24 protein-coding genes are annotated in these 24670 nt (G+C 63.1%); 14 read left to right on the top strand and 10 right to left on the bottom strand.

Annotated elements, in window-relative coordinates; genetic code table 11:
* Positions 1–34: 34 nt before the first annotated feature.
* Together BSY19_RS01585 and BSY19_RS01580 are read left to right on the top strand one after the other, a co-directional pair.
* Positions 35–457 carry a Ros/MucR family transcriptional regulator gene (locus BSY19_RS01585; protein WP_069052562.1) on the top strand — a complete coding sequence of 141 codons (423 nt, stop codon included), beginning with the start codon at positions 35–37 and terminating at the stop codon, positions 455–457.
* A gap of 37 nt (positions 458–494) precedes the next feature.
* The gene (locus tag BSY19_RS01580; RefSeq protein ID WP_069052561.1) at positions 495–1328 is read left to right on the top strand and encodes a hypothetical protein; all 834 of its coding nucleotides are present in this window, start codon (positions 495–497) and stop codon (positions 1326–1328) included.
* On the opposite strand, the gene BSY19_RS01575 is transcribed toward BSY19_RS01580, so the two are convergent.
* The 5 genes from BSY19_RS01575 to BSY19_RS01555 form a co-directional block, all read right to left on the bottom strand.
* Complete coding sequence (locus BSY19_RS01575; RefSeq protein WP_069052560.1) at positions 1325–1945, bottom strand: hypothetical protein; 621 nt, start codon at positions 1943–1945, stop codon at positions 1325–1327. The genes BSY19_RS01580 and BSY19_RS01575 overlap by 4 nt on opposite strands.
* Before the next feature lie 3 nt (positions 1946–1948).
* On the bottom strand, positions 1949–2632 hold the full coding sequence (locus tag BSY19_RS01570) for a hypothetical protein (protein ID WP_069052559.1): 684 nt from the start codon (positions 2630–2632) through the stop codon (positions 1949–1951).
* Positions 2633–2684: 52 nt separating this feature from the next.
* Positions 2685–3305, bottom strand: a complete 621-nt coding sequence (locus BSY19_RS01565; protein ID WP_069052558.1) for a hypothetical protein — start codon at positions 3303–3305, stop codon at positions 2685–2687.
* Positions 3306–3549: 244 nt separating this feature from the next.
* Entirely contained in the window at positions 3550–7251 is a 3702-nt protein-coding gene (locus BSY19_RS01560) for a vitamin B12-dependent ribonucleotide reductase (RefSeq protein WP_069052557.1), read from the bottom strand.
* Positions 7252–7496: 245 nt separating this feature from the next.
* Positions 7497–8324 carry a hypothetical protein gene (locus BSY19_RS01555; RefSeq protein WP_150129384.1) on the bottom strand — a complete coding sequence of 276 codons (828 nt, stop codon included), beginning with the start codon at positions 8322–8324 and terminating at the stop codon, positions 7497–7499.
* Between the two features lie 575 nt (positions 8325–8899).
* Between BSY19_RS01555 and BSY19_RS01550 the strand changes: the two genes are divergently transcribed.
* On the top strand, positions 8900–9325 hold the full coding sequence (locus tag BSY19_RS01550) for a hypothetical protein (RefSeq protein WP_069052555.1): 426 nt from the start codon (positions 8900–8902) through the stop codon (positions 9323–9325).
* A 192-nt stretch (positions 9326–9517) separates the two neighbouring features.
* On the opposite strand, the gene BSY19_RS01545 is transcribed toward BSY19_RS01550, so the two are convergent.
* Positions 9518–9760: a DUF2312 domain-containing protein gene (locus tag BSY19_RS01545; RefSeq protein WP_066717565.1), complete on the bottom strand. Its 243-nt coding sequence runs from the start codon at positions 9758–9760 to the stop codon at positions 9518–9520.
* Between the two features lie 150 nt (positions 9761–9910).
* Entirely contained in the window at positions 9911–10138 is a 228-nt protein-coding gene (locus BSY19_RS01540; RefSeq protein ID WP_150129383.1) for a hypothetical protein, read from the bottom strand.
* Between the two features lie 100 nt (positions 10139–10238).
* On the opposite strand from BSY19_RS01540, the gene BSY19_RS01535 reads away from it, so the two are divergent.
* From BSY19_RS01535 to BSY19_RS01505, 7 genes are read left to right on the top strand one after another with little or no spacing between them, the layout of a single operon-like run.
* A complete protein-coding gene (locus BSY19_RS01535) occupies positions 10239–10742 on the top strand; it encodes a hypothetical protein (protein ID WP_069052553.1) in 504 nt (167 codons plus the stop codon).
* Positions 10739–11263, top strand: a complete 525-nt coding sequence (locus BSY19_RS01530) for a hypothetical protein (protein WP_150129382.1) — start codon at positions 10739–10741, stop codon at positions 11261–11263. Before BSY19_RS01535 ends, BSY19_RS01530 begins: the two co-directional genes overlap by 4 nt.
* The gene (locus BSY19_RS01525; protein ID WP_069052551.1) at positions 11260–12156 is read left to right on the top strand and encodes a hypothetical protein; all 897 of its coding nucleotides are present in this window, start codon (positions 11260–11262) and stop codon (positions 12154–12156) included. The genes BSY19_RS01530 and BSY19_RS01525 overlap by 4 nt, the downstream gene beginning before the upstream one ends.
* On the top strand, positions 12153–13223 hold the full coding sequence (locus BSY19_RS01520) for a hypothetical protein (RefSeq protein ID WP_150129381.1): 1071 nt from the start codon (positions 12153–12155) through the stop codon (positions 13221–13223). Before BSY19_RS01525 ends, BSY19_RS01520 begins: the two co-directional genes overlap by 4 nt.
* An 11-nt stretch (positions 13224–13234) precedes the next feature.
* A complete protein-coding gene (locus tag BSY19_RS01515) occupies positions 13235–14401 on the top strand; it encodes a hypothetical protein (protein WP_069052549.1) in 1167 nt (388 codons plus the stop codon).
* Positions 14402–14424: 23 nt separating this feature from the next.
* A complete protein-coding gene (locus tag BSY19_RS01510) occupies positions 14425–15879 on the top strand; it encodes a hypothetical protein (RefSeq protein ID WP_069052548.1) in 1455 nt (484 codons plus the stop codon).
* A 15-nt stretch (positions 15880–15894) separates the two neighbouring features.
* Entirely contained in the window at positions 15895–17529 is a 1635-nt protein-coding gene (locus tag BSY19_RS01505; protein WP_069052547.1) for a toprim domain-containing protein, read from the top strand.
* A gap of 11 nt (positions 17530–17540) precedes the next feature.
* Here BSY19_RS01505 and BSY19_RS01500 read toward each other — a convergent pair whose 3' ends face one another.
* Complete coding sequence (locus tag BSY19_RS01500; RefSeq protein ID WP_069052546.1) at positions 17541–18044, bottom strand: hypothetical protein; 504 nt, start codon at positions 18042–18044, stop codon at positions 17541–17543.
* Positions 18045–18226: 182 nt separating this feature from the next.
* On the opposite strand from BSY19_RS01500, the gene BSY19_RS01495 reads away from it, so the two are divergent.
* Positions 18227–18781, top strand: coding sequence for a hypothetical protein (locus tag BSY19_RS01495; RefSeq protein WP_069052545.1), 555 nt, complete (start codon positions 18227–18229; stop codon positions 18779–18781).
* Positions 18782–18909: 128 nt separating this feature from the next.
* Entirely contained in the window at positions 18910–19860 is a 951-nt protein-coding gene (locus BSY19_RS01490) for a hypothetical protein (protein ID WP_069052544.1), read from the top strand.
* A 57-nt stretch (positions 19861–19917) separates the two neighbouring features.
* Here the strand turns inward: BSY19_RS01490 and BSY19_RS01485 are convergent, their stop codons facing one another.
* Complete coding sequence (locus tag BSY19_RS01485; protein WP_150129380.1) at positions 19918–20703, bottom strand: hypothetical protein; 786 nt, start codon at positions 20701–20703, stop codon at positions 19918–19920.
* A gap of 182 nt (positions 20704–20885) precedes the next feature.
* Between BSY19_RS01485 and BSY19_RS01480 the strand changes: the two genes are divergently transcribed.
* Positions 20886–21347, top strand: coding sequence for a thioredoxin domain-containing protein (locus tag BSY19_RS01480; RefSeq protein ID WP_069052542.1), 462 nt, complete (start codon positions 20886–20888; stop codon positions 21345–21347).
* A gap of 48 nt (positions 21348–21395) precedes the next feature.
* Here the strand turns inward: BSY19_RS01480 and BSY19_RS01475 are convergent, their stop codons facing one another.
* Positions 21396–21611 carry a hypothetical protein gene (locus BSY19_RS01475; protein ID WP_069052541.1) on the bottom strand — a complete coding sequence of 72 codons (216 nt, stop codon included), beginning with the start codon at positions 21609–21611 and terminating at the stop codon, positions 21396–21398.
* 169 nt (positions 21612–21780) lie between these two features.
* Here BSY19_RS01475 and BSY19_RS01470 point away from each other — a divergent pair, with 169 nt between their 5' ends.
* On the top strand, positions 21781–24582 hold the full coding sequence (locus tag BSY19_RS01470) for a TraM recognition domain-containing protein (RefSeq protein WP_069052540.1): 2802 nt from the start codon (positions 21781–21783) through the stop codon (positions 24580–24582).
* The last annotated feature ends 88 nt before the right edge of the window (positions 24583–24670 follow it).

Here is a 24670-nt window from a genome sequence, read left to right as displayed (position 1 = left end):
TTGACCCGTGCCGACGAAAAGGAAGAACGACTTTATGAGTGCTCAGCTGAACTCCCCCGAAGAGACCGGTTTCATCGTCGACTGCACGGCTCGCATCGTGGCTGCCTATGTCGGGTCGAACCGAATTCAGGGCTCGGAATTGCCTGCAATCATCGACGATGTGCATCGCTCACTGGCGGGGCTCTCGGCCCGTCCGGCAGAGCCAGTCGAGGCCGCTCCGCTGGTGCCGGCCGTTCCCGTCAAGAAGTCGGTCCATCCCGAGCACCTGATCTGCCTCGAGGACGGGCAGAAGTTCCAGTCTCTCAGGCGGCACCTGCGTGTGAAGTACAACCTCACGCCGGAGCAGTACCGGGCCAAATGGGGCCTGCCCGTCGACTATCCGATGACGGCGCCGAACTATTCGATGCGGCGCAGCGAGCTCGCGCGCACGATCGGCCTGGGTCGCCCGAAAGGCTGAAGGGTCGCTCGTGTCCGCGAACGTAACGGCTCGGCCGATGGGTCGCCGGGAAATCATCCAGCAGCTCGGCGTTACCTACGCCCATAAGGGGGATTGGCAGCAGCCGATCGTCGAGATGCCGGGTGACAGCCGAAAATCGCCAAGCCCGACGATCAAGATGTTCGGCTCTGAGGTCGAGGCCGCTGCCCATGTCAGGGCCCTGGCCCGCCGGTCTGCCGAACGTGACATCGCGAGCGCGCAAGCCCTGCTGTCGAGCCCCGTGGTGCGCTTCAGGCTCTGGCTGGCACGCAATACGATGTTCTTTCGAGAACGAGAGATCGGCCTGATCCAGACAGAGGCCGCGCTCAGCCTTCGTCTCAAGGAGGCTCGGGCCATCGCTGCCGGCGCCGTTCCTGTGACGTTTGTCCGCCTGCAAGACGACGTCGTCTGCCCGCCCGTGCTCGATCCTGGCCTGACCGTTTACCTCGTCGACAGTCGCGGGCATCCCAGCGATGCAGCCCGGCTGATCGAGACCGTCATCACCACGCGATACGTGACATCGCCGAGGACTGGCCACGACATCGGGTTGCGATATGCGCTCTGTGGAGCCTCGGTGCTGTTCGAGGTCGACGAGCGCGAAGACGGTCAGCTCGTCCTGTCATGCGCTGACGGAGATCTCGTCGCCTACCGCGATCGAGAGCTCGCTCAGGATCTCCTCGACAGCTTGGCTATGGAAGTCGACGCCATGCCTGATGCTCCCGACCACGATACCCAGATCCCGGCGCAGAAGCGCCACGTCCTGCGCCTTCTCGACCAGGTTGGCCATCTGGGTGGCCTTGACCCCTCACAATGGCGCAGAGCGCCCCAGCAGGCGGTCTCCAGCCCGAACTAGGGGGTTGGGGCCGTTGTCTCGTCCGGCACGGCTGACAGGATCCGGTTGAGGTCTGCGATGGCTGCAGCGATACGCTCCTGGCCGATGATGGTGCTGTCGCAATCCTCGCGCGGATCGAGCTCCCGCATCAGATAGATCAGGAACGTGTCGCCGGTGGCGCGCAGGGCCTTATCGAAAAGCCTGGCGCTCTGCGAAGCTGTTTCGACGAGGCCTGCGTACTCTCCGCCGGCATAGACATCGAGGCAAGCCTTCTGCGGCTGCGACAGTTCCAGCGGAAGGTCGAGGATTTCGAGCTTCCGGAAACCCGCGCGGATCTCCGATGACGGGATGATCCGCTTTGTTCCGTCAGCGGTAACTTCGATGTCCTGACTGGCCAGCTGTGAACACAGACGGATCAGGCCAGAGAAGTCATCGGATGTACCCAGAAGCTCATAGGCTCCTGTCGCCCTGCTTCGCACGATAGCCGCGAAGTCTGCAGGCTGGCCCTTCAGGGCATGCACTTGGACGATCGGATCATCGAGATGCCGAAAGTCTCGCTGCCGCGGCATCGACAGCAAGAATGCGGCCGCCACGCTGGAGCCTTCCAGCGAGAGCTTTTTCGTTGCTCCGATTGTCATGCCTCAGCCCATGCCAGGGGTGCGAGCCGGCTCCACGTCATCGCCGAATTCTCGCAGCAGATCGGTGACATCGGCAAGGCCGTCGATATCGAGTCCCTCGGCGTGCGCGGCGCGGACCATGATCGCGACCTTGGCGCGGAAATCTTCCAGAGAGATAGGCTCCTTGAACACGCTGATCGGCACGACCTCGGCCATCGTTCCTACGAAACTTGAGATCGATGTCCTCTTGAGGCTGTCCTGATCGAACCCGACACCCTTGTCCTTGCCAGGGACGTCGAACCCCTTGGCCATCTCGAAGCGCATGATCAGGTCGGCTTCCTCGTCACTGGCAGCCATGACAGCGTCCAGCCAGGTACCTTCCTCGATGTCCTCGGAATGATGGGCTTCCGCAGACCAGCGAACGCGCTTGTCGGCCGCGTCGCCAATCTGGAGGGAAATGATCACCTGCTCCTCGCAATGGCGATCGAGTTCGTCGAGATAGCGACTGTCGTTGTTGATCTCATCATAGTCCACGAAACGGGAGGCGACATTCTTCTGTGCCGTCCGCATGGCATCTTCGAGCTGATCGAGCAGCTCGACCTGGGGGTCCAGCTCGACGAAAGTCTCGATGCAGCCATTGGCGTCGATGTCTTCGTGCACCCTGTTCTCAGGGACCTTCACGACGAAGCGGAATTTCTGGGAGGTCATGACGGGCTCCGGCCTGCGAACGCGTGGGTCTTGGTGTCGGGTATGGACTGCCTCAAGGCTGAGGTGTCGGTGTGTCCTCGACGGCGAACTTGACCTTCATGATGTCCATGATGGCCCGATCGAGCCGGGACACCGCCTCCTCGCTGTTGCTGCAGTCTTCCCGCGGATCGAGCTCGCGCATCAGAAATCGGAATAGGCTGTCACCGCAGCCGGCGAGCTCTTTTTCGTAAAGCCTGCCGCTCGTCTGGGCGAGCTCGACCAAATGGGCGAAATCGCCTTCAGCATAGGTGATCGCGCAGGTGATCTGGGCCTGCGACAGCTCGATGGGTGAGTTGTCAGGTGCCAGGGCCGCGAAGCGCTCCTTGAGCTCCGCGCCGGTGACCAGCCGTACCTTCCCATCAGCATCGCGCTCGTGTTCACGCGACGCGATTGACGAGCAGGCGTCGATCATCTTCGCCAGGTCGTCGGAGTATCCGAGTATCTCGGTCTGCGCGGGCCTTGGTCCGTTGAGAATGGCGACATAGTCCGCATCCTGGTCCTTGAGCTTTTTCAGGCTGACAACGCCGACGGGCGAGAGTCCGAACTCCCTCATTCGCGGGGCCGAGAGCTGGAAGGAAGCAATATGCTGCGCGCCAGTGAGAATGTCCTGGGTGCTGGTCGGCCTGTTCGTCATAGAAGCTCGTCCTAGATCCAGCCGCATCTGGCGACTGCGATTCGACTTCCACACTGACCCTGATCCTTGAAAGCAACCAGGGTAGCGCCTACCCGGAGATCAGGAGGTGCGCACAAGCTCATTCGGGTCGTAGCATTGCCTCATGAAGCGCAAAGAGCCCGACGTTTCCGCCGGGCTCTTTGGAGGTTGCTGTCAACGAGAAAGCTGAGTGTTAAAAATCGTTTTCTCGTTATATTTCAATGTCTTAGGAGCATCCCGATGTCGTGTGGCACGACTCGCATACGGTGCAGGTGCCCGTTTTCCTGACGCGGTCAGAGCCGCAGTTCGGGTTCTGGCAGAGATCGCCCGTGTAGCCCATCATCGTTGCCTGTGAGCGCCTCGCGGCACTATCGGAGACGACCTTCTGTGCCGGCTCAGGGAAAAGCTTGAGCACACCAATGTCGGACTTGAGAGCCGCATTGCCGTCGAAAGCGACCTGAGCCACGACCCGGCCTGCATCGTTGGCCGGCGCCGGATCGCGCTGGATGCTCTGGCCGCCCTCCAGGACGCGCAGGCTCTCCTGCACCCGGCCGCGGACCATGCCGGTCGACATCGGCAGCGAGCTCGGCTGCCCGATCGTGCCGACATCGTCAGCCGGGGGGATGTTCGCGAACTCATGCCGACCGAGATAGGAGATCGCCAGCTCCCGGAAGACGTAGTCGAGGAGCGAGGACGCCATCTTGATGGTGTCGTTGCCGCTGACCATGCCCGCCGGCTCGAACCGGGTGTTCGTGAAGGCCTCGACATACTCCTCCAGCGGCACGCCGTACTGGAGACCCAGCGACACCGCGATGGCGAAGTTGTTCATCATCGCCCGGAAGGCAGCGCCCTCCTTGTGCATGTCGATGAAGATCTCGCCGAGACGACCGTCCTTGTACTCGCCCGTGTGCAGGTAGACCTTGTGCCCACCGACGGTCGCCTTCTGGATGTAGCCGGTCCGGCGCTCGGGGAGCTTCTCACGCTCGCGCACGACCTCGATGCGTTCGACGACCTTCTCGACGATGCGCTCGGCGACCTGGACAGCACGGACGACAGGCGGCTGCTCGATCAGCTTCTCCACCGCATCGGCAGCGTCCTCGTCCGCATCGTCCGCGTCGGAAATCAGCGCCGAGTTCAGCGGCTGCGAGAGCTTCGAGCCATCGCGGTAGAGAGCATTCGCCTTCAGCGCCAGCTTCCAGGACAGCAGATAGGCGCTCTTGCAGTCCTCGACGGTAGCATCGTTGGGCATGTTGATCGTCTTCGAGATCGCACCCGAGATGAACGGCTGGGCCGCTGCCATCATGCGGATGTGGCTCTCGACCGAGAGATAGCGCTTGCCGATGCGACCGCACGGGTTGGCGCAGTCGAACACGCTGAGGTGCTCATCCTTGAGGTGCGGCGCGCCTTCCAGCGTCATCGCCCCGCAGACATGGACGTTGGCACCATCGATCTCGGCCTTGCTGAAGCCGAGGAACGGCAGCAGCTCGAAGCTCTGGTCATTGAGCTTCTCGGCCGGGACCTTGAGCGTCTGGGTCAGGAAATCCTCGCCCAGCGTCCACTTGTTGAAGACGAACTTGATGTCGAAGGCGGCCTTCAGGTCCTTCTCGATCGCGTCGATCTTCTCCTGGGTGAAGCCCTTGGCGCGCAGGCTGCCATGGTTCACGCCCGGCGCCTGTGCCAGCGAACCGTGACCGACCGCATAGGCCTCGATCTCGGCGATGTCCGCCTCACGGTAGCCCAGCGCCCGCAGTGCGGCCGGCACAGCCTGGTTGATGATCTTGAAGTAGCCGCCGCCGGCGAGCTTCTTGAACTTGACCAGGGCGAAGTCAGGCTCGATGCCGGTGGTATCGCAGTCCATCAGAAGGCCGATCGTGCCGGTCGGCGCGATGCAGGTCGTCTGCGCGTTGCGATAGCCGAACGTCTCGCCGAGATTGACAGCCTGATCCCAGGAGTCGCGCGCGGCCGCGGACATCTGCAGGAACACCGGGTTGCCGGTCTCCTTCGACATGGCTTCGAGCGTCGCGTGATCGAGGCCGACAGGAGCGACCGAGAGACCCTCATAGGGAGCGTTGCCGCCATGAGCCGCAGTGCGATGGTTGCGCATGACGCGCAGCATCGCCTGGGCGTTCTCCCCATAGAGAGCGAACGGCCCGCGCTCGCCGGCGATCTCCGCCGACGTCGCATAGGCGTCGCCCGTCATGATGGCGCTGAGCACGCCGCACAGGGCCCGCCCCTCGACCGAGTCGTACGAGATGCCCATGGTCATGAACAGGCCGCCGATGTTGGCGTAGCCGAGGCCCAGCGTGCGGTAGTCGTACGAGCGCTGCGCGATCTCCCTCGACGGGAACTGCGCCATCAGCACCGAGATCTCCAGGACCAGGGTCCAGATCCGGTTGGCATGGCGATAGTCGTCGAGCAGGAAGCTCTTGGTCTCGACGTCATAGAACTTGAGCAGGTTCGTCGAAGCCAGGTTGCAGGCCGTGTCGTCGAGGAACATGTACTCCGAGCACGGGTTCGAGCCGTTGATGCGGCCGCCGGCCGGGCTGGTGTGCCACTCGTTCATCGTGGTGTTGAAGTGCAGGCCCGGATCAGCCGACGCCCAGGCTGCCTGGCCGATCGCTTCCCACAGGTCGCGGGCCTTGACGGTCTTCGAGACCTTGCCGTCGGTGCGCTGGATCAGGTTCCAGTCGCCGCCGGTTTCCACGGCACGGAGGAACTCGTCGCTGAGCGAAACCGAATTGTTCGAGTTCTGGCCGGCGACCGTGTTGTAGGCCTCCGAGTCCCAGTCGGTGTCGTATTCGTCGAAGTCGATCTTCTCGTAGCCCTGGCTGGCGAACTGGATCACCCGCTTGATGTAGCTGTCGGCGACGAGCTCGCGGCGCGCGAGCTTGATGGCGCGCTTGAGCGGCTGGTTCTTCTCGGGATCCGCCTCGACGACGCCCTCGCCGTTGCGAGCCGCGGCCATGATCGCGCGCAGGTGCTTCTTGACGATCTTCGAGCCGGTGACGAGAGCGGCGACCTTCTGCTCCTCCTTCACCTTCCAGTCGATGTAGGTCTCGATGTCGGGATGATCGATGTCGAGCACGACCATCTTCGCCGCACGGCGCGTGGTGCCGCCCGACTTGATCGCGCCGGCAGCGCGGTCGCCGATCTTGAGGAAGCTCATCACGCCCGACGACTTGCCGCCGCCAGCGAGCTTCTCATTGGCCCCGCGCAGTGCGGAGAAGTTGGTGCCGGTGCCCGAGCCGTACTTGAAGAGGCGCGCCTCGCGGACCCAGAGGTCCATGATGCCGCCTTCGTTGACCAGATCGTCCTTGATGCCCTGGATGAAGCACGCATGCGGCTGCGGGTGCTCATAGGACGAGGTGGAGCTGACCAGCTGGCCGGTCTCGTGGTCCACATAGAAGTGCCCCTGGCCGGGGCCGTCGATGCCATAGGCCCAGTGAAGCCCGGTGTTGAACCACTGCGGCGAGTTGGGGGCCGCCATCTGCCTCGCGAGCATGGCGCCGAGCTCGTCATGGAAGACGCGGGCATCGTTCTCGCTGTCGAAATAACCGCCCTTCCAGCCCCAGTAGGTCCAGCAGCCGATCAGGCGGTCGAACACCTGCGTGGCCGAGGTCTCCGAGCCGAAACGCTCGTTGGCGGGCATGGCCTCCAGAGCAGCCTCGTCGGGCACCGAGCGCCAGAGCCAGGACGGGACGCTCTCCTCCTCGACCTTCTTCAGCACCGCCGGCACGCCCGCCTTGCGGAAATACTTCTGGGCGAGGATGTCGACGGCCACCTGACTGAACTGCGCCGGCACGTCGATGTCGGCCGCGCGGAAGACGATCGACCCGTCGGGATTGCGGATCTCACTCGTCGCCTTGCGGAACTCGATTGCCCCATAGGGGCCATTGCCTGACGTGGTGAAGCGACGCTCGAACTTCATGGAGAACCTCGTGTGGGACTGAACAATCCATCCCTATGGATCGCTCGAATTGATCGATGGAACTTGAGAACGAATCGTTGCTCAGGTCGATGACCTTGAACGAGTCGTATGAAAGCGCAAAACACTAAATCTTGTATGCGGCCCTGCCGTTCAAGGATTGTTGATACCAGTCCTTGTGCCACCGAGCCGTATCCGGCGAAATGAGGGTGGAGTCGCAATCCCCGGATTTCTGCTCCAGAGCGCGATCACATCGACGGCGCCGGATCGAAAAGTCCGAGATAGCTCTCGTCGACCGGCTCGGGCGGCTTGATGCGCGCGAACCGGGCCCGGTCGTCGATCTTCGTGTAACGACGCTCGGCGCCGTACGGGATCCACATTGTTGGCGTGATGCCGGGGAAGGAGGGGACGCCGCGGAACTTCGGGTCGGTGATCCAGATGAACCAGGCGTAAGCCGTAGCCGTGCTGGCGTCGGGATCCCAGCCACCCTTCGTCATCGGAACGCGTTCCGAATACTGCGCGATGAGATCCGGCTGGCGCGGCAGGAAGAGCCGATTGTAGCGGTCCTTGCCCTCGACCCATACGGTGCGCAGCAGCATCGCGACGGCCATCTTGGCTTCCTCCAGGCCGCGCTCCACGAAGTCAACAGCCAGATTGAAGGGCGGATTGGTCACGATCAGGTCGACCGGCTTCGGCAGGCGGGCGATATCGGCGCCCTGGCCGACAAACGACCCCAGGTCGTACCCCTTCCCATAGTCGAAGACGTCGGAGGCGTAGACCTCGCCGACATACTCCCGCTGGACCTCGGTCATGTGTCCCTCGCCGGCGGCCGGGTCCCAGATCGAAAGCCCGGGGATCGGGCCATCGCCATCATGAAGCTGATGAGATCCAAACCACGGCCGGGTTCTCCAGGTCGTATGGTTTGACGGAAACCCCTGCTTCTCCAGAAAGACGTCCTCGAAGAAGGCGCGTGTGGCCCAGGGTGGCGTGGGAAAGAAATCGAGACTGTCGGCAGCTTCATGGCGTTGTGCCATGACAGCATGCGACGTCGTTCCCTTGTTCTTCGGCTTGGCCATCATACCCTCTTGCAGGAAGTCATAACTTCCTGAATATCTGCTAAGTCACTGATATTACAGGCACATCAGAACGGTATGTCGTCGGCGAACTCCGGCGGGACGGTGGGACGGTTCACAGGCGCCGGGCTGCCAGGACGAGCGGCGCCTGGGCGGGCCGGAGGAGCGGGCCTCGCGACGCCATTGACAGGCGGGGGAGCGGCAGGTGCGGGACGCGGCCCGCCGGGCGCCGGGCGGGGCGGCGGGGATCCAGGCCGGGCAGCGCTGGCTACGCCGGCCAGGCCAGAACCCGGCCGACTGACCTGGGAAGCAGCCTGCTCGGGCCGTGTCGCTCCCGACGTGGCGTCGTCCGAGCTGTCGGGCGGATCGCGACCGTCGTCATGAATGTCGTCATCGTTGGATGGCGATGCCGCACCGGCGACGGCGGCAAGGCCACCTGGGCGTCCACCGGGAGCCGGACGCGTCGGCGGGGGAGAAGATGTCGGGGGCGTGTGGGTGGAACCAGGCCTGGACTGCCCCGGCTGAGCGGCTGCGCTACCTGCGTCCTGACCCTGGGCTTGCGGGGTCGCCACAGTCGAGTGCTGCGCCGCTGCGCCGGCAGCCTTCGGCGGCACATCCTGACGCACGACGATGGGCTGCGCCCTTCTCTCGGTGGACGATGCTGCACGGGCATCGCCTTCGATGGCTGGCGCCAGAAGTTGCAGGTCGCAGCCGCGACGCGCCGGCACCGAAACGAAGGTGCCCTTCTCGTCGAAATCCAGCTGTCCGATGACCTGCACGATGCTGCCGACCACCAGCGCATCGAAGATCGGCTGCACCAGCATTTCCTCATAGACAACGACGCGATGGGTTCTGTCGGCGTCGTCGTCCATGGTCATGACGGCGAGGGTCGTGATCCTGCGCTTGCCATCCGCCTCGACCTGAGGCTGCCGATCGAGCTTTCCGATCAGGTGGACGTGATTGAGAGAGGGGAACGGGAGCGTCATGGAATTCCGAATCGCTGACGGTGATCTTGGGTGGTCAGACTTTCAGGTCGCCGTGACCGTCACAAGGACTGTTGGATCGTTCCTTTCCATCATCCCCGAAAAACGTCACTTAGCATGCTTGAGCCAAAGACCGATGCGACACAGCAAAAAGCCCGGCCTAGCGGCCGGGCTTTCATAGAGATGCAGTTGCTTGAGGCTGCCGAGGTCGTGTCAGGCGCTCTCGCCGACGGCCTGCAGGTAGAGATCGAGGATCGCTTCCTCTTCGGCGCGCTCGTTGGCGTCACGCTTGCGGATGGCGATGACCTTGCGCAGCACCTTGACGTCGTAGCCGTTGCCCTTCGCCTCGGCATAGACCTCCTTGATGTCGTCGGCGATGGTCTTCTTCTCTTCCTCGAGGCGCTCGATGCGCTCCACGATGCTCTTGAGCTGGTCGCCCGCGATCGGATCATCCATGTCTGTGTGACTCTCTCTGCTGTTGAAGACCAGTCCGACACGGACGCTGATCTGCGTTGATGCGAGCCAATCCTTGGACGATCGGACCGCGAATCGTCAATTCCAATCCTTCGATTTTCAACGCTTATCCACGATCCATGCAGGCGGTCCTTACATGCGCGGCGCGGGTGTCGTCGGTGTGGCGACGAAATCCGGGGTGTGCTCGTAGGCGTCATCAAGCACAGGCGCTTCGGGGGCGAGCCCTTCCACCAGATTGCTCGACTGCCCATAGATCGCGACGACTTCCGGAAGCCTCGGCGCCGCACGGTCGGTGACGACGGTCGTTCCGAACAGCGGCACCATCGGCAGCGGAGCGTCAAGGATAGATGTGTCCTTCACCACAAACCTCTTTCTCGTTTTCCTGTGATGATGCTACCGTCTTTGTGGATCGATGTCTCGATTCATGAATCGATGTTAGCCTGGGAGTTCGAAACCCACCATGCAGCGGCTGGATCTCTCCGCAGCGACAACGATGGCGTGGCGCGACATGCTGCCCGCGGACCTGCAATGGGCTGTTCCTCAGGACGCAGATCCCGCGCAGGACGATATCGCCGAATCGATCATGAACGAGCTTTCCGTCGTGTCGCCGAGGCGCTGTGCCGACGTCATCTCGCGTCGAGTCGATGATTTCCTCGCGATCGGCGGTGCGCGCCGCCAGCGGATCATTTGCTGGGCGATTCATCGTGGCTGGGACAATTGCCACATCATCGCGATGTCGATTGTCGGCAGCGATGACGAGGGGCGCGGTGATGCTGGCCGCGGCGAGACCGGGCGGGGCAAGGTCGTCCCTCATTTCAGGCGGAATTTCGATGCCCTGGCCGGCGTCTGCTGCGCGCGTGCAGCTTATGGGGTGCTGTGCCGGGAAACGGCTGTGACCCTGATCCAGAGCGCGCAGCGCTACGAAATCGAATTCGGCCATGGCCAAACCGGAGGTCTGTCGTGAAGTTGAGGTCTCTTGCAGCCGTCACGCTCGCGCTCAGCATTGCTGTGTCGAGCATCGCACATGCCAACGAATGCTCGTCTGACATCCAGAGTGCGATGGATCAGTCCCGCATGACCTATGTGAACGGCATGAACGGACTGGCGAGCAACAATTTCTCCAGTCGGCCGGGCACCTATTCCAACATCGCCTGCCTCGACAAGTTCATGAAGGGCAGCATGGACATCTTCTTCAAGCCGCCCCAGTTGACGGACCTTCTGGGTCAGGTGCTCAACTTCGCATGTCAGCAGGCCAAGCAGGCCATGTCCGGCGGCGGTGGCGGCTCGACCAATCTCGGGTCTCTGATCGGTTCGCTCGCCGGTGGTCTCAGCGTCCCCGGCAGCAATGGCGGGTCGCAGACGATCAACCTGAACCAGGTGCTCGGCGCCGTGATCGGTGGGTCTGGTTCCGGTTCCTCGTTTGGCTCTGGCTCGGGTGGTCGCTCCGGCTCGACGAGCAGCGGCATTCAGGGTCTCTTTCGATGAGCGCTCGGCGCCGCTCGCATCTGCTGCTTTCAGCTGCGCTCATCGTGGTCGTCTCGGCTGACCAGGGCTTCGCTCAGGCATCTTCGGGCCGGTCTTCGCTCAACAGCGAAGCTGGTCCGGTGGCGATGACCGAGCCAGCGAAGACGGCGCGCGACCGCGAGATCGTCACCAGCCTCATCCCAGAGGCTGCGGCCGTCGGTGATGTCGTGATCGAGACGGCGCTGGTCGACGTCGAGAGCGATCGCAACGCTGAAGTTTTCGCGCGGATCCGCTCCAAGACGACATGCGATGCCGATGGCAAGCGGTGCCGCACCGTGTTGGCCCGCTACAGCGGCAACTCCTGGAAGGTCGTTCTGGATCGCCGGTCGACCGGCGTGGCCATGGCATCGCCTGGCTTCGGCGGCATGCGCTCGATCGTCATCGACGGGCGCGAGACGTGGTCATGGAACGGAGCGGTGTATGCTCTCGACGTGGCAGCGTCGGGTCAGCCCGTCTCGTTCAGGGAAGCGCCCGCAGCCAACCGTGATCTGCTCGTCGCGCAGTTCGGGGCTGCCGCATCCCGCCTGTCCACGAAGATGCCGGCCAAGGTCATGGTCGGCGCAGTCGATCCGACCGGCAAGGGGGCAAGCCTGGTCGTCGCACGCCTGGAAGGTCCAGGCTGGTGCGGCGTTGTCCTGGGCTGTCCGACCCGCGTCCTGCAGGTCAAAGACGGTGGCTACGTTTCGCTGATGGACGGCCTGACGAACGGCAAGGTCTCGGTCATGAGCGTGACCCGGGATGGCTGGAAGGACCTCGTGGCGGAGATGCCGCGCTCCGGCTCGCGCGTGATCTACGGCTGGTCAGGGAAGCAGTACGGCGTTGCCGAGCGTATCGGACTGGGAGTGACGCGATGACCTCTTTCCTTCGCACGACGGCATTCGGGGCTCTTGTTCTCGCTGCTGGGCTGGCTCTGATGCCGGTTCCAGCTCACGCGCAGACGACGTCCTTCATCGCGGCGACCTGCGGCACAACTTGCTCGGATCCCCTTGGCGAGGAATCCGCGGCCCGGTCAAACTGGGCTGCGCTTTCGGCAATGGGTACCACCCAATACGTCGGCGCCGCCTTCAACGGAGGCACCATCGACGCCTCGGCCCTGCTCTCGGCCTCTCGCATCGCCGGGCCTGTGGTGCTCGATGGTTTCCTTCGCACGGGCCAGACGTCCGACCAGGCCACGACCCAGGCGATCATTCAGGCGCTGACCGTGACCGGGATCGATGTCAGCGGCATCACCGGTGTTTCCGCCTCCCAGTCGACGAACAGCACGTCGAGCTACAACCCGACCTCATCTTCCGATCCGTATGGCTTCAGCTCGGATCCGAACAACTCGTCGATTGCCAGCCAGCTGACGCAGGTTCTCGCCGGCAACACCAATGGGCAGTTCGGCAGCGCCGGCAATTCCAGCAACGTGGCGTGCGATCAGTCGATCGCGTCCGCGCAGGTCGCGTCGGCCCAGCAGTTCGTCAACAACATGGTCACGATCGCGACCAGCGGCGATCTCGGGTTTTCGCAGAATGGCGGCCAGGCCGTTTCGTCTGGGCAGCGATCCCAGAGCGGTTACTTCGGTTCATCGTGCCTCGATTCTCTGATGCAGGGGAAAAGCGATCTGCTGTTTCGACCGCCGCAGCTCGGGCAGCTGATCTCGCAGCTTTCGAGCATGTTCGGCGGCGGAGGCAGCGGGTCTGGAGGGTCCGGCTCATCCGGCGGCGGGTGCGGAAACGCGCCCAGCATCCTGTCTCAGGTCGCTCAGTCGATGCCGTCAGCTATCTTCTCGATGACAGGCAATGGCGGGTTCCTGCCTCACTTGGCGTTCGGCGGCGAAGACGGAAACGGGCCGACGATGAACGCCTTCGGCCTCAACACGACACCCCGGACCGCAAATACCGCGAGCACCGGCGGTATCGCTTCACTCTTTTCGCGCTGACGGAGACCCCGATGTTTCGCAGGACACTCACGATTGCTGCCGGGATCACACTCGGCGCCCTCGCCTACAGCACGTCGGCCCGCGCTGCATGCTGCACGGCGTACGACTACAACGACTCCGGCAGCAACACGAAGCAGATCATCTCGCAGCTGAGCGAGCGCATCAACGCGATGCAGCTGGCCATCATCGAGGCGATGCGTCTGGGCACCGGCCAGCTCTCGGGCAACTCGAAGGAGCAGATCGGCGCGCAGTCGAACATGGCCAATGTCAACGACGATCGCCGCGTGGTGGGCAACGTCGAGATGGCCCGCTTCAACGCGATCAAGGGCGCGGCCTCCGGCGCTTCGTCGTGCAACGTCATCACCGGCAGCCGCGCAGGCTCTGCGCTGGGTGCGTCGGCAGCGTCGCTGGGTGCGGCCCTGTCGGCCGACACCACGTCCTGGGATCTGGGCAGCGCCGACGGCATGCCGTCCGCTCAGGGTCGCGACGTCGCGATTGCCAAGCGCCTGTCGCGTCACTGCTCGCTCTATGCCAATCAGGACGACGTGCGCTCGGGTCTGTGCTCGTCGGCAGCAGGCTCTGACATGCAGAATGCCTCGATCGACGTCGGTAAAAGCCTGTTCTTCACGCCCTCGGGAAGCGACAGCTACAGCCTCGATCAGCAGCGGGCGGAAGCCGCCAAGACCTTCCTGATCAACGCGATCGCCCCCAACCCCCAGGGCGGCATGCTCGCGAATGAAGCGACCTCTGCGGCCGGTCGCGAAAAGGCCGCTCAGCGTCACGCCTCGGCGGCGCGTCTGTCGATTGCCAGTCATGCTGCGGGCGGCATCCTGGCGCGCAACACGCAGGTCCAGAACAGCGAAGTCCAGCAGTGGGCACAGGGTCTGGCCAGCCAGATCTCGGGCTATCAGGCGAACTACACCAACGGTGTCTCCTGGCATGACTGGATGGATGTGCGCGCGAGCGGCTGGTACCGCAATTCCAGCTGGGGCGTGGCCATGAACAACAGCTACGAGCAGGCCATCAAGGACGGGGTGATGATCCAGTCGTTCCAGGCCTATCTCGGCTGGGAGACCTACAAGCTCATCGAGAAGCAGACCTTGATCCTTTCAGCGATGCTGTCCATCCAGACTGAGGCGAACAGGAATATCGCCCCGATTCAGACGACAGTTCGCTGACGGCATCAAGCCAGGAGAATTCGATGGGACTCGCCGCGCTCAAGAAGGCTTCCAAGCCCGTCCAGGAGGACGAGGATTCGGGTATGCCGCTGGCAGCCATCGACATGAAGGGCGGCGACGAGGACACGATCGTCGCCGGCGCTGCCAAGGAGGCACCGGCCGCCCCGGTCGCAGCCGCCGCTCCTCCCGGCCGCCGGCCACCTCCGCCCGCGCCATCTCCGGTCGTGTCGGGTCCGAGCTCTGACGATGATCTGTCTCAGTTCTCGGCTCTGGCCGAGGCCGTGCAGCCGGCCACCGCGCCGGCAGTCGCCACCTCAAGCGCGAGTGGCGATCTGTCGACGGCGCTTCATGAACATCTTTCGCGTGAAAAGCCGGCCCCGATCTTCAGCCACGACACCTCATCTGCGGCCACTTCTGCACCGGCCGCTTCCGAACCTGTGAAGGACGAGCCGTCATCGGGAGCGGATGCGACCGCGGCAGTCGATCCCGAGTTGCCGGTCGTCGATCCCGATTCTCTTCCTGATGCGGCGTCAGCCATGTCGCCGGGAATGGTCGACAAGCAGCTCGCTTTCGAGCTCCTGAGTTCCGCTGGCCTGGATCCCGAAGAAGCAAACGCGATCGCGCAGGCCTACCTCTCCGACGTCGAGCGCGACATCGAGCCTTTCCGGCTCGATGTCGATCAGCGCACGCGCAACGAAGAGGAGCTGATGAAGCGCTACGCGGAGATGGAAGCGGCCGCGCGTGGTGGCTCGCAGTCGCTGCTGGGCGCGCTGGTGTCCAACATCGGCTCGCTGTTCTCGACCGATCCGCGCCGTCGTGCCGCCCAGCGGCTCAGCGCCCTGGCCGAAGACCGCAGCAAGCTGGAGATGCTGGAGCGTGACCAGCTCAGCACGATGCGCGATCGCATCTTTTCGGCCAAGCAGCGCCAGTACCAGACCCGGATGCTGGAGATCGCCGGCGGCGCCAACGCCGTCGCGCGATCGGTCAAGGCCTACAACGAGGTGATGGTCGGCAGCCCCGCCGCTGTTCCCTTCCGCGAGGCTCTCGAAGCGTTTGCCGCTGACAGGGAGATCGATCTCGGGCAGGCCGTCGAGCGCTTCATCAAGGGTGAGGCACCCGATGCGGTGGTGAAGGCGTATGAAGGCGCCGAAGCGGCCATTCTCGCCGATCCCAACGTTCGCGCGGCCAGCGAGGGCATCGAGAAAGCTCGCAACGAACTCGGCGGCGTTCTGGCGTCTGCAGTCTCCGACGCCGACACCATGTCCAAGAACTTCTCGCACAAGTTCGATGCCGAGATCTCGCGCAAGCATCTCGTCCAGGCGATGGAGCAGGTCGCCGAGAAGATGCCCAAGCCCATCTCGAAGGATGAGCAGGAGAAGATGGACGAGGCCTTCAAGAAGGCTGTCGATGCCATCAAGGCCGCTTTCCAGCGCATGTTCGATCGACTGATCAGCATGGTCTCCGGCCCCAGGGCCTGACGGGAGCGCTTGGACTTGGACCTGTTCGTCATCGAGGCGCCGATGAAGGCGCGCACGCTCGAAAACCTGCTCGCAAGGCTTGGTTTCAGCGCGAAGGTCCAGGCCACCAAAGGCCACTTCTTCCAGATGCCGAAGTCGCTTGAGACTGTCGGCATCGACGTTCAGATGCGGGAGTTCGCCCGCGTCGGAGATGCGGGCATCATCCAGCGTCTGAGAGCCGAAGCGCAGATCGCCGACAACGTCATCATCGCGACCGATGCCGACGCTGAAGGCGACGTGATCGCATGGGACGTTGCAGAGGTCATTCGGGATATTCATCCCAATCCGCTGCGCGTGCGCCTCAGGGCGCTCGACGACGTCTCCGTCAAGGAGGCCATCAACGCCGCAGTACCGGTCAGCAAGGCTGATGCCGTAGCCGGTCGAACGCGCGCTATCATCGATCGCATGATCGGGGCGGGCTTCTCCCGGCCCGATCTTTCCGTCGGGCGGGTTGGCACTGCTCTCCTGGGCCTCCTCGACAAAGCCAAGCCCTCGGTCTTCAAGATGCAGCTCGTCGCGCCCTCGAAGGATGGGGGGCGGCCCTGGATGGCAGAGGCGCCTTGTACGGCCCCCTTCGACGAATCTGTTGGGCGCCGCCTTGTCGCGTTGCAGTTTCCGATGCTGGCCATCGGATCCCAGCGCACGATCTGCCCGCCGCCGGGTCACACCGGTGACTGCATGGTGCGAGCCGTCGACCAACTCGACATGTCGCCTCTCGAAGCCTCTGATGCGATGCAGAACCTCTATGAGGTTGGGCGCCTGTCGTACCCTCGGGCCGGCTCGCGAGGCATGTCCACAGCCAGCGCTGCCCGCGTCGCTGAGCTTCTCCGCAAGGCCGGCTACAACACCGATCCAACCAAGATCGCGTCCAAAGCGCCTGAAGGGGTTCACGACTCCCCTCATCCGATCGGCAAGGTGGATCTCAACAGCCCACCAGCCCAGCTCGGTCACGCCGAGGGCGTCCGCGCACTGATCGCCCGCGACCTGGTCAAGAGCGGTCAAACCTACATTGAGGAGACAGCGGTTGCCGCTGGTCTCATCCCGTTCCTGACGAGCCATGGGTTCTCGCCCGCGGTGGCCCAGGCTGTCGCATCGCTGAACTGGAGACGCGAGAGCGGGCCTCGGTATCCGGGCCAGAACAGCTGGCCGAAATCCGAACTCCAGGAACGACGTGCCGATGCCGTCATCCTCGAAATGGCTGTCGAGGCCAATCTCGGCCGGCCCTCGACCTGGGGCAAGCACATCGAACGCTTCATGAGCCGCAACCTGATCGACGATCGGATGCGGCTGACGGCGAAGGGACGTGCCTGGCTGGCGCGCTCGCCTGCCGAGCTGCTGGATCCGCGCGTTTCTGCCGCCATCGAGATGGCGTGCGAACGACCGCGGCCGGACGCCTTTACCGATCCCTCGCGCGAGCCCTGGGAGATTAACGCCGAGCGGATCGTGAAAGCCCTTCCGCCCGGGCTTCGCCAGCCGCTTGAGCGGATGGTTGCTCACGAGCCCGCGCGCCCCAAGGTGGATCCGGTCGAAGCGCTCGGACTACGCAACTCCACGCTGGCCGAGATCGAAGCGCGAGATGCTTCGCCCGCCTACGTGCCCCAGGAAAACTGAGGTCTGCAGCTTCACGCAGGAGGCAAATTCTCTTTCGTGAGCTTGCGCGCGCCTTCGGTCTGCTCAGCGATGAAGGCATTCGGGTCTGACCCCGTGTCGACGCCCAGGCCTTGCGCGAATTCGAAGATGTGGTCGATGGCCTCGGCAGCGAGCTTCTTACTGTTGGAGCGTACGACCAGGGTGGTGATGATGGGCAACTTGTTGTCGATGCAGTACGCGGCCACCCGGCCGAGCGCTTGGCTCATGATCCGTCCGCTCGCATTGCCCTTCCATGGGTCATTTGGGCGAAAGGCATTCCATAGCTCGCCATAGGTCGTCAGCCCATCAGGGGAAGCCTGAGCGAGTTCGATGATCTTGGCCGTCGATTCGCGCACTCCAAACGGGTTCGGCATGCGACGCAGCTTTTCAATTCTGACCTCGCTGAGCGAATAGATCGCCCCTTCCGTCTTTTTCGCCTTGAGGTAGTTGTTCTCCAGGTTGTTCAGCTGCTCGTTCGAAAGATCGCCGATTGGCATTGTTCGCCCTTCCGTTGCTCGCGATCATTGTGTCACGCCTGATTTTGGCGAGGAAGCCACTCGCATCGACCGATGAGGCGCTTTCCAACTGAGCGATTTTTTTTGAAGAATGTCGTTTGTGGCTTTCAACGACCCGATCCATCCTGACCATGAGGCATCACGCCGAGGAGCGGAGAGAAGGCATGGGTCGTCAGGTCAACCCGGAAAAGGCGGAGTACATGAAGGCGGTCAACGTGAACATGGCGGACCTCTTCGGCGTCGGGTTCTCCGAGGTCTACAAGGACATCGATCCTGAACTGTCGCTCATGAGCCGCGCCCTCGAATCCGGCACATTCGCGAATGCCTGGGCCGAGCAGATCGGCGATTCATTCGGCTTCGTGAAGGTCGGTGGCGACGTGACCTTCGACGACGCACGCGCGCGCAATGTGCGCAGCGCGGCTCTGGTCACCCTGGCGCGAGATGAGGCGGGCTGGTCGGTCGGCGGCGATGGTGCGATCTACAAGGAAGCCGACGACGGCGTCCTGAAGATCGAGGCCGTGGCGGTCAAGTCCGGTGTGGGCAAGGCATGGGGCTTCAAGGCCGACTATGCCTCAGGCGCCGTGATCGAGATCGACAACGGTCGCGTGAAGATCTCCTCAGGCGAATTCGAGCGGCTCGGCTCGGGCATCGATATCTCGGATGCCATCGCCAAGTACGAGAACCGCCTCGAGGCATCCCAGGGCATCGGCCTGCGCTGATCCGAAGTCTGTTCATGAAGGGCTCGTGGTCTCCGCCGCGGGCCCTTTTGCCGTTTCCGACTTTCGCGGTCGGAGTTGACCATCATTGGGATCACCGACCCAAGTCTGACCGCACAGGATGATCCCAGATGGCGCCGACCGAAGCTCAATTTGCAGCAGCTCTTGCTCACATCGCGAAACTGAACCGTGCGCTCGGACTGGATCCCACCAAGGACCCGATCCTGACAGCCCACAACCCTGAGCCCGTATCGTCTGAGGCGGCGGCCGCAGAAGGCGTTCCTTTGCCTGTCGCCCTCGCGGCGCGCGATCTCGTCAGCGACATGAAAAGGGTGCTGGCGAAAGTCGAAGCAAAGCAGCGGGATCATCAGGATCGCATCGACCGCTATACCCGGATGCGGGATAGCGCCGTTGACGATTCACAAAGGATGGAAACCCAGGGCTATATCGACGACCTCACCGGTCCATCCGGGGAGACTCTCGCCGCGTTCAGCGATCATGAACGGCATCTGCGGTCGAAGATCGCGCGCTTGGAAAGCGAGCCCCTGAGCATGTTCCTCCCTCTGGGAACAGTGGTTCGGTTCACTGATGTCCCCTCGCATGTGAACAGCCTCGGGATCATCCAGGAGAGCAACGATCGAGCTTACCCTGTTCCTGGCTCGATCGGCGTCGTGACGAGGCTGAACCACAAGGGAGAGTATCCGATCTCCGTCACCATGCGGCGACCCTACAAGGACGGATATGGTGACCGGGTAGTGCCGGATTATGATCGCATGCCGACCTACTTCGTCGACCCGCAGAAGGTGGAAGTCATCGGGCCTGGCATGTTGCCTGGCGGGCGCCCCTGCGAGGCCTATGGTTATGTCGGAACCCATCATCGCGAATCCGACACGGTCTCCGAACGTGAGGACGAGATGATCGTGGAGGCAGACGGGTTCTTCTGGCGCTTCCATGACTTTGGCGGCACTCAGGCGATGGAGGCGCTCCAGGCATATGAGAGCATCGAGGAGATGTCCTGGGTCCGCGAGCCCCTGGATTTCGACGATGGGGATGCAATCGCGCTCAGCTGCCCTGGAGTGTGAGCCAGCTATCTGCGCAGAGGACGTCGGTTGTTTGAGTGATGCGGATCTGCCTCATCTTCAGCGCACCGAAAAACCCAGCGCTCTGAGCTCGGCCTCGATGCGGCCCTGCGCTTTGGAGACGACCAGTCGCAGACCCTCGGCGTACGGCTCGGCCGACAAGGTCACGAGCCCCGGCAACTGCTCAAGCGTCGACCGCGCGTCCTCTGCCGTCCCACCTGGTGCCGGAAGAAGGACCAGCCGGTACTCGGTCTCTCCGTTGTTCCCTGTTCGGTAAGCCTCGATTTCGATGTCGCCCGCATTGACGCGTGTCGTCTCTCGGACAGGCGAGCGTGCCTGACCAGTCGACCGGAACATCGACGAAAGCGTCGACAGAGCCCTTTTCCTGGTTTCGGATGGGTCGGAGATGTATTCCGATGGTTCCCAGGAAGCCGACCAGCCTGGCACCCAGCCTGCGAGCGCGACTGAATTTCCATCGGTGACTGCCAGCGCAATCGCCGGCGCGCCGTATTTGCGCATGACGATGTCGAGGCTGTCGACGATCATGCCGTCGATGGCCTCGGCCGTGATCGAGCGCTTGTCCTGGTCGTCGCCAAACACCGGTACGAAACGCAGCCCGTCGATGGTTGCGGGCGCTCGCCACATGCGAGCCCAGCTGTCAGTCCTGTCCCAGATCGACAGAGCGCCTGAAGGTAACCGCCTCGCCGGCACGACCAGCACCCATGATGGTCGCGGCAGCGGGCGCGATCTTGCCGCATCAGGCCAGGGCGCGGCAGGCTCAACGGCAGAAGCCTGCGGGCCGGATAGACAAACCATGGATAGGGCCAGCAGAATGAACTTGAGCATGGATCGATGTCCGATTCGTATAGGCCGTACTGTCTACGTTGCAGCGCGCCGAAGCCATGACTGGAAGGAATGATTCGGTGGATCATGGGAGGCGCGCGGTTCTGACGGGTCTGGCAGCATCGCTGCTTGGACCGCCGGCTCAGGCTCGGGTCGGACTTGTCGGGCGCCGGGAGCTCGTTGACATGCTTGCAGAGCTTGAAGCTGTCGAGGAAGGAGCGGGCGGTCTTGTCCAGGTGATCATCTCGCCCGATTGCGGGCACTCGCTCGCGATCTTCGATGTCGCTGCAGAGCTGCTCGGCCAGTGCCGCTGGCGCTGGATCCCGTTCTCCGGTCAGACAGCTGAAGGGCGATCGTCTGTGGCCAGGGTCCTGGCAAACCGTGACCGAGCGACGCTTCAGGGTGAGCTTGTCGAACGATCGTTGAAGGGATCACTCCCGCGGCAGATCGATTCCCATCTGGACGCCATCATTCGCAAGCAGGACGACATTCTCGATCTGAAGATCGGAAGATGGCTTTGGGAGGCGACTTTCAGGGCGTTTTCGACCCCAACGGCCGTCTTTACGGACAGGGCCGGGCTGACTCGTGTCGTCCGGGGTGATCCGAGACCCGACGACATCGCCTGGATGGCTGGCGCGGCTTCTTGAGGAGGGAGCGGTGGGGGCCATGCCTGGGCAAGCATGGCCCAGGCCGTTTCAGAAATCGTAAGAGCCGCTCGTACGAACAGCCCCGTCAGCGAAACGCGTCGGGCACTTGGTGACCTTGTTGTTGGCCAAGTACTCGTCGATGAGGTCCTGGTTGCTGCGCCCACCGGTGGGTATCTTGCGGCGCGCGCGCGGGCCGGCGCCGAAGCCGAAGGTGCGCTGCTCGATGCGCGGGGAAGCCGCCTGCTGGTCTTGGTTCGCTGACATTGTCACTCTCCGAATCGGCCTCACGAGTCGTACGGAGGCGAAGGATCGGTAACTTCTGATCCTTCGACATTCAATCAAATTCTCGATGCAATCCATCTGGTCTCGTTACCCCATTTGAATGTCATCTGATTCCGTAGTTTAATCCTTTCGAACGGACTCAGGATCGCCAATGTCGAACAACCGCAAAACGCGTGGCATCACGCAGGCGCAGGAGATCAACGAGGAGTTTATCCAGCGGGATACGACTCCTCGTACCAAGCGATTCCTGATCTGGCTGAGCAATCCGCAGAACGCGGCATTGTTCGTCGGCTCCCTCGCGGGCGCCGGGTTCTATGCACCGGCTATCGCCGACATCATGTTGATCTTGTCCGGTTTCGTCACTTGGTGGGCAGTGGCGCGGCGCCACGACATGCCGCTCAAAATGCCGATCGTCGCTGCACAGCCCGACCCTCGCAATCCAGATCCGGACCCAAAACGCCGCGGCAAACTCAAAAACGGCGAAGGCATCTTCTACCTGGGAACCGATCTGGTCACTGGCCGACAGGCGTGGTTGACCAACGACGATTGCCGCCAGCATTTCCTGGTCCTGGGCACGACGGGCGCCGGTAAAACCGAAACGCTCATCGGCTTCGTCGCGAACGCGCTGACGTGGTCATCGGGCTGTCTGTTCTGCGACGGCAAGGGTGACGTCTCGCTATTTGCCAAGCTCTACATGCTCGCTCGCCGATTTGGCCGCGAAGATGATGTCCTCGTGCTGAACTTCATGACCGGAAACCGCGACATCGGCGCCGGCGGCTGGGGCATGATGTCGAACTCCCTGAATCCGTTCTCAACGGGCGCGTCGGATTCGCTGACCCAGATGGTCGTCTCGCTCATGGATGACGCGGGTGGCGATGGTGGCATGTGGAAGGGTCGTGCCACGGCGATGTTCACCGGTGTGATGCGCGCCCTGACCTATCTTCGAGACCAGAACGTTGTCGATCTGAACGTCGGCACGATCCGCGACTATCTCAACCTCAAGCGCATTATCGACCTCGCCAGCGTCAAGAAGAACCCTGACCTTCCAGGCCACATCCGCAAGTCGCTGCAGAGCTACCTGACCTCTCTGCCCGGCTATGTGGAGGAGAAGGAATACAAGCAGGCGCAGACGACGCTCGATCAGCACGGCTACCTGGAGATGCAGTTCACCAGGATCATGGGCTCGCTGGCCGACGTCTACGGCCACATTTTCTCGACTCCGTTCGGCGAAGTCGACATGCACGATGTCGTCCTCAACCGCCGCATCCTCGTCATCATGCTCCCGGCTCTGGAAAAGGCGGGCGACGAAATCGCAAACCTCGGCAAGATCGTCGTGGCGAACCTCAAGGGCATGATGGGCGGCACGCTCGGCTCGGAGATCGAGGGTTCCTGGAACAAGGTCGTCAAGGTTCGTGTCACGAACGCTCCTAGCCCGTTCCTGGTGATCCTTGACGAGGTTGGCTACTACACCGTTGAAGGCATGGCGCTGATGGCCGCCCAGGCCCGAAGCCTGGGCTTTTCGATGGTCTATGCATCGCAGGACATCTCCGCGATGAAGCGCCTGGCCGATAAGGAAGCCGACTCGATCATCGGCAACACCAACATCAAGATCTATATGCGGACGGAAGACCCGGATAAGACGGCCGAGCTCGCGACCAAGCGCGGCGGCAAGGCGATCCGGACGCAGCTGCGCGGCTACCAGGGCGAAGTCGGCGAGATCGGCGGGCAGCTCTACCGTGACCAGACCGAAGCCGGGCTCGAACAGGGCGACGTCATCAATTTCCGCGATCTCGCCGACCAGAGCGAAGGTGAGATGCACATCACCTTCAAGAGCCTGGTCGTACGCGCCAGGGGCTTTTATGCCTCGCCTTCGACCTCTTTCGACGCCGAGAAGCACCGGATCAAGCCAAACCACTTCATCCAGGTCGAGAAGCCCTCGCTGGACGACGTCGAGCATGTCGACCGCATGCCCGATGTGCTGGAGCGTCTTCTGGATCCGGGGTTCGCCGCCGCGATGGCGCGCGAGGCCGTGAGTGCCAAAGGTCAGATCTTGGCGCGCGCTGAGGCCGGCGACGAGATCGCAATGGCAGCGATGGCCTTTGACGACTACCGGACCCGTCGGCCCAAGCAGTCCCTCGCCGAGGCTGCGTCTGCGGCAGTCTTCCACGTCGCTCGCGCCGTGATGAGCAACGGCGCGGCTCTCGCAGGTGCGGCGGTCGCCAGCAAGTCTGCCCTGGCTGCAGCCGGGCGGCCGATCGCCGTGCAGCGCGCCGACATCCCGCCCGATGCCATCAGCGCAGCGACCAGCGGGCGGATGATGTTGCCGGAGGATCTCGACGACGAGGATATGATCCCGCCGTCCAGCAATGCAGACAAGGCCGGGTGGCAGGCTGCGATCGCCGACGCTGCCGCCAACAAGCGCGTGCCGCCTCCCTCGCGGCCTGGCCAGCCGATCGCGTGGCGCCCACCATCCGATGTTCCGCCGGCCGATTTGATGGACAACGATTTCGTGCCGCCTGATGACGATGAGGACATCGGTCAGTTCATCCCAGCTGACATCCAGATGCCGCAGGCCCGGCCGGTGCTGATGCGCACCGACCTCGATCACCGGACGGACATTGCTGGTCGCACGGCAACCGCGACCGACGAGATGGTCGCCAACGATGCCGTCATGCGCATGCTTTCGGATCTCGACTTCGACCCGACCAAGGTCACGAGGGAGGAAGTCGAGGAAAAGGTCTTCCATGCGACAGGCAGTGGGCCGGTTCCGGAAACCGACACCCGAGAAAACCGCGAGGCCATCGACGCCGCGGCCTACGCCGTGGAGCGCGCGATCGATCCGGCTCCCTCACTGGCTCAGGGCGACGGGACCGAAACCGGCTTCATCACCGACTTCCTATCGAGCCTTCTCGATACGAACTCGGCCGACGAGGATGAAGTCGCAGGCGCCTGACCGGCTCACCTGTCAAAAAACAATGCCGACTTTCATCGACCTCTGCCAGAAGCCTGGCAGAGGTCGATTGCGGTTGAGTGTGTCACGC

The sequence above is a fragment of the Bosea sp. RAC05 genome (assembly GCF_001713455.1).
GTDB lineage: Bacteria > Pseudomonadota > Alphaproteobacteria > Rhizobiales > Beijerinckiaceae > Allobosea.
This window is presented reverse-complemented; position numbering and strand designations above follow the sequence as displayed.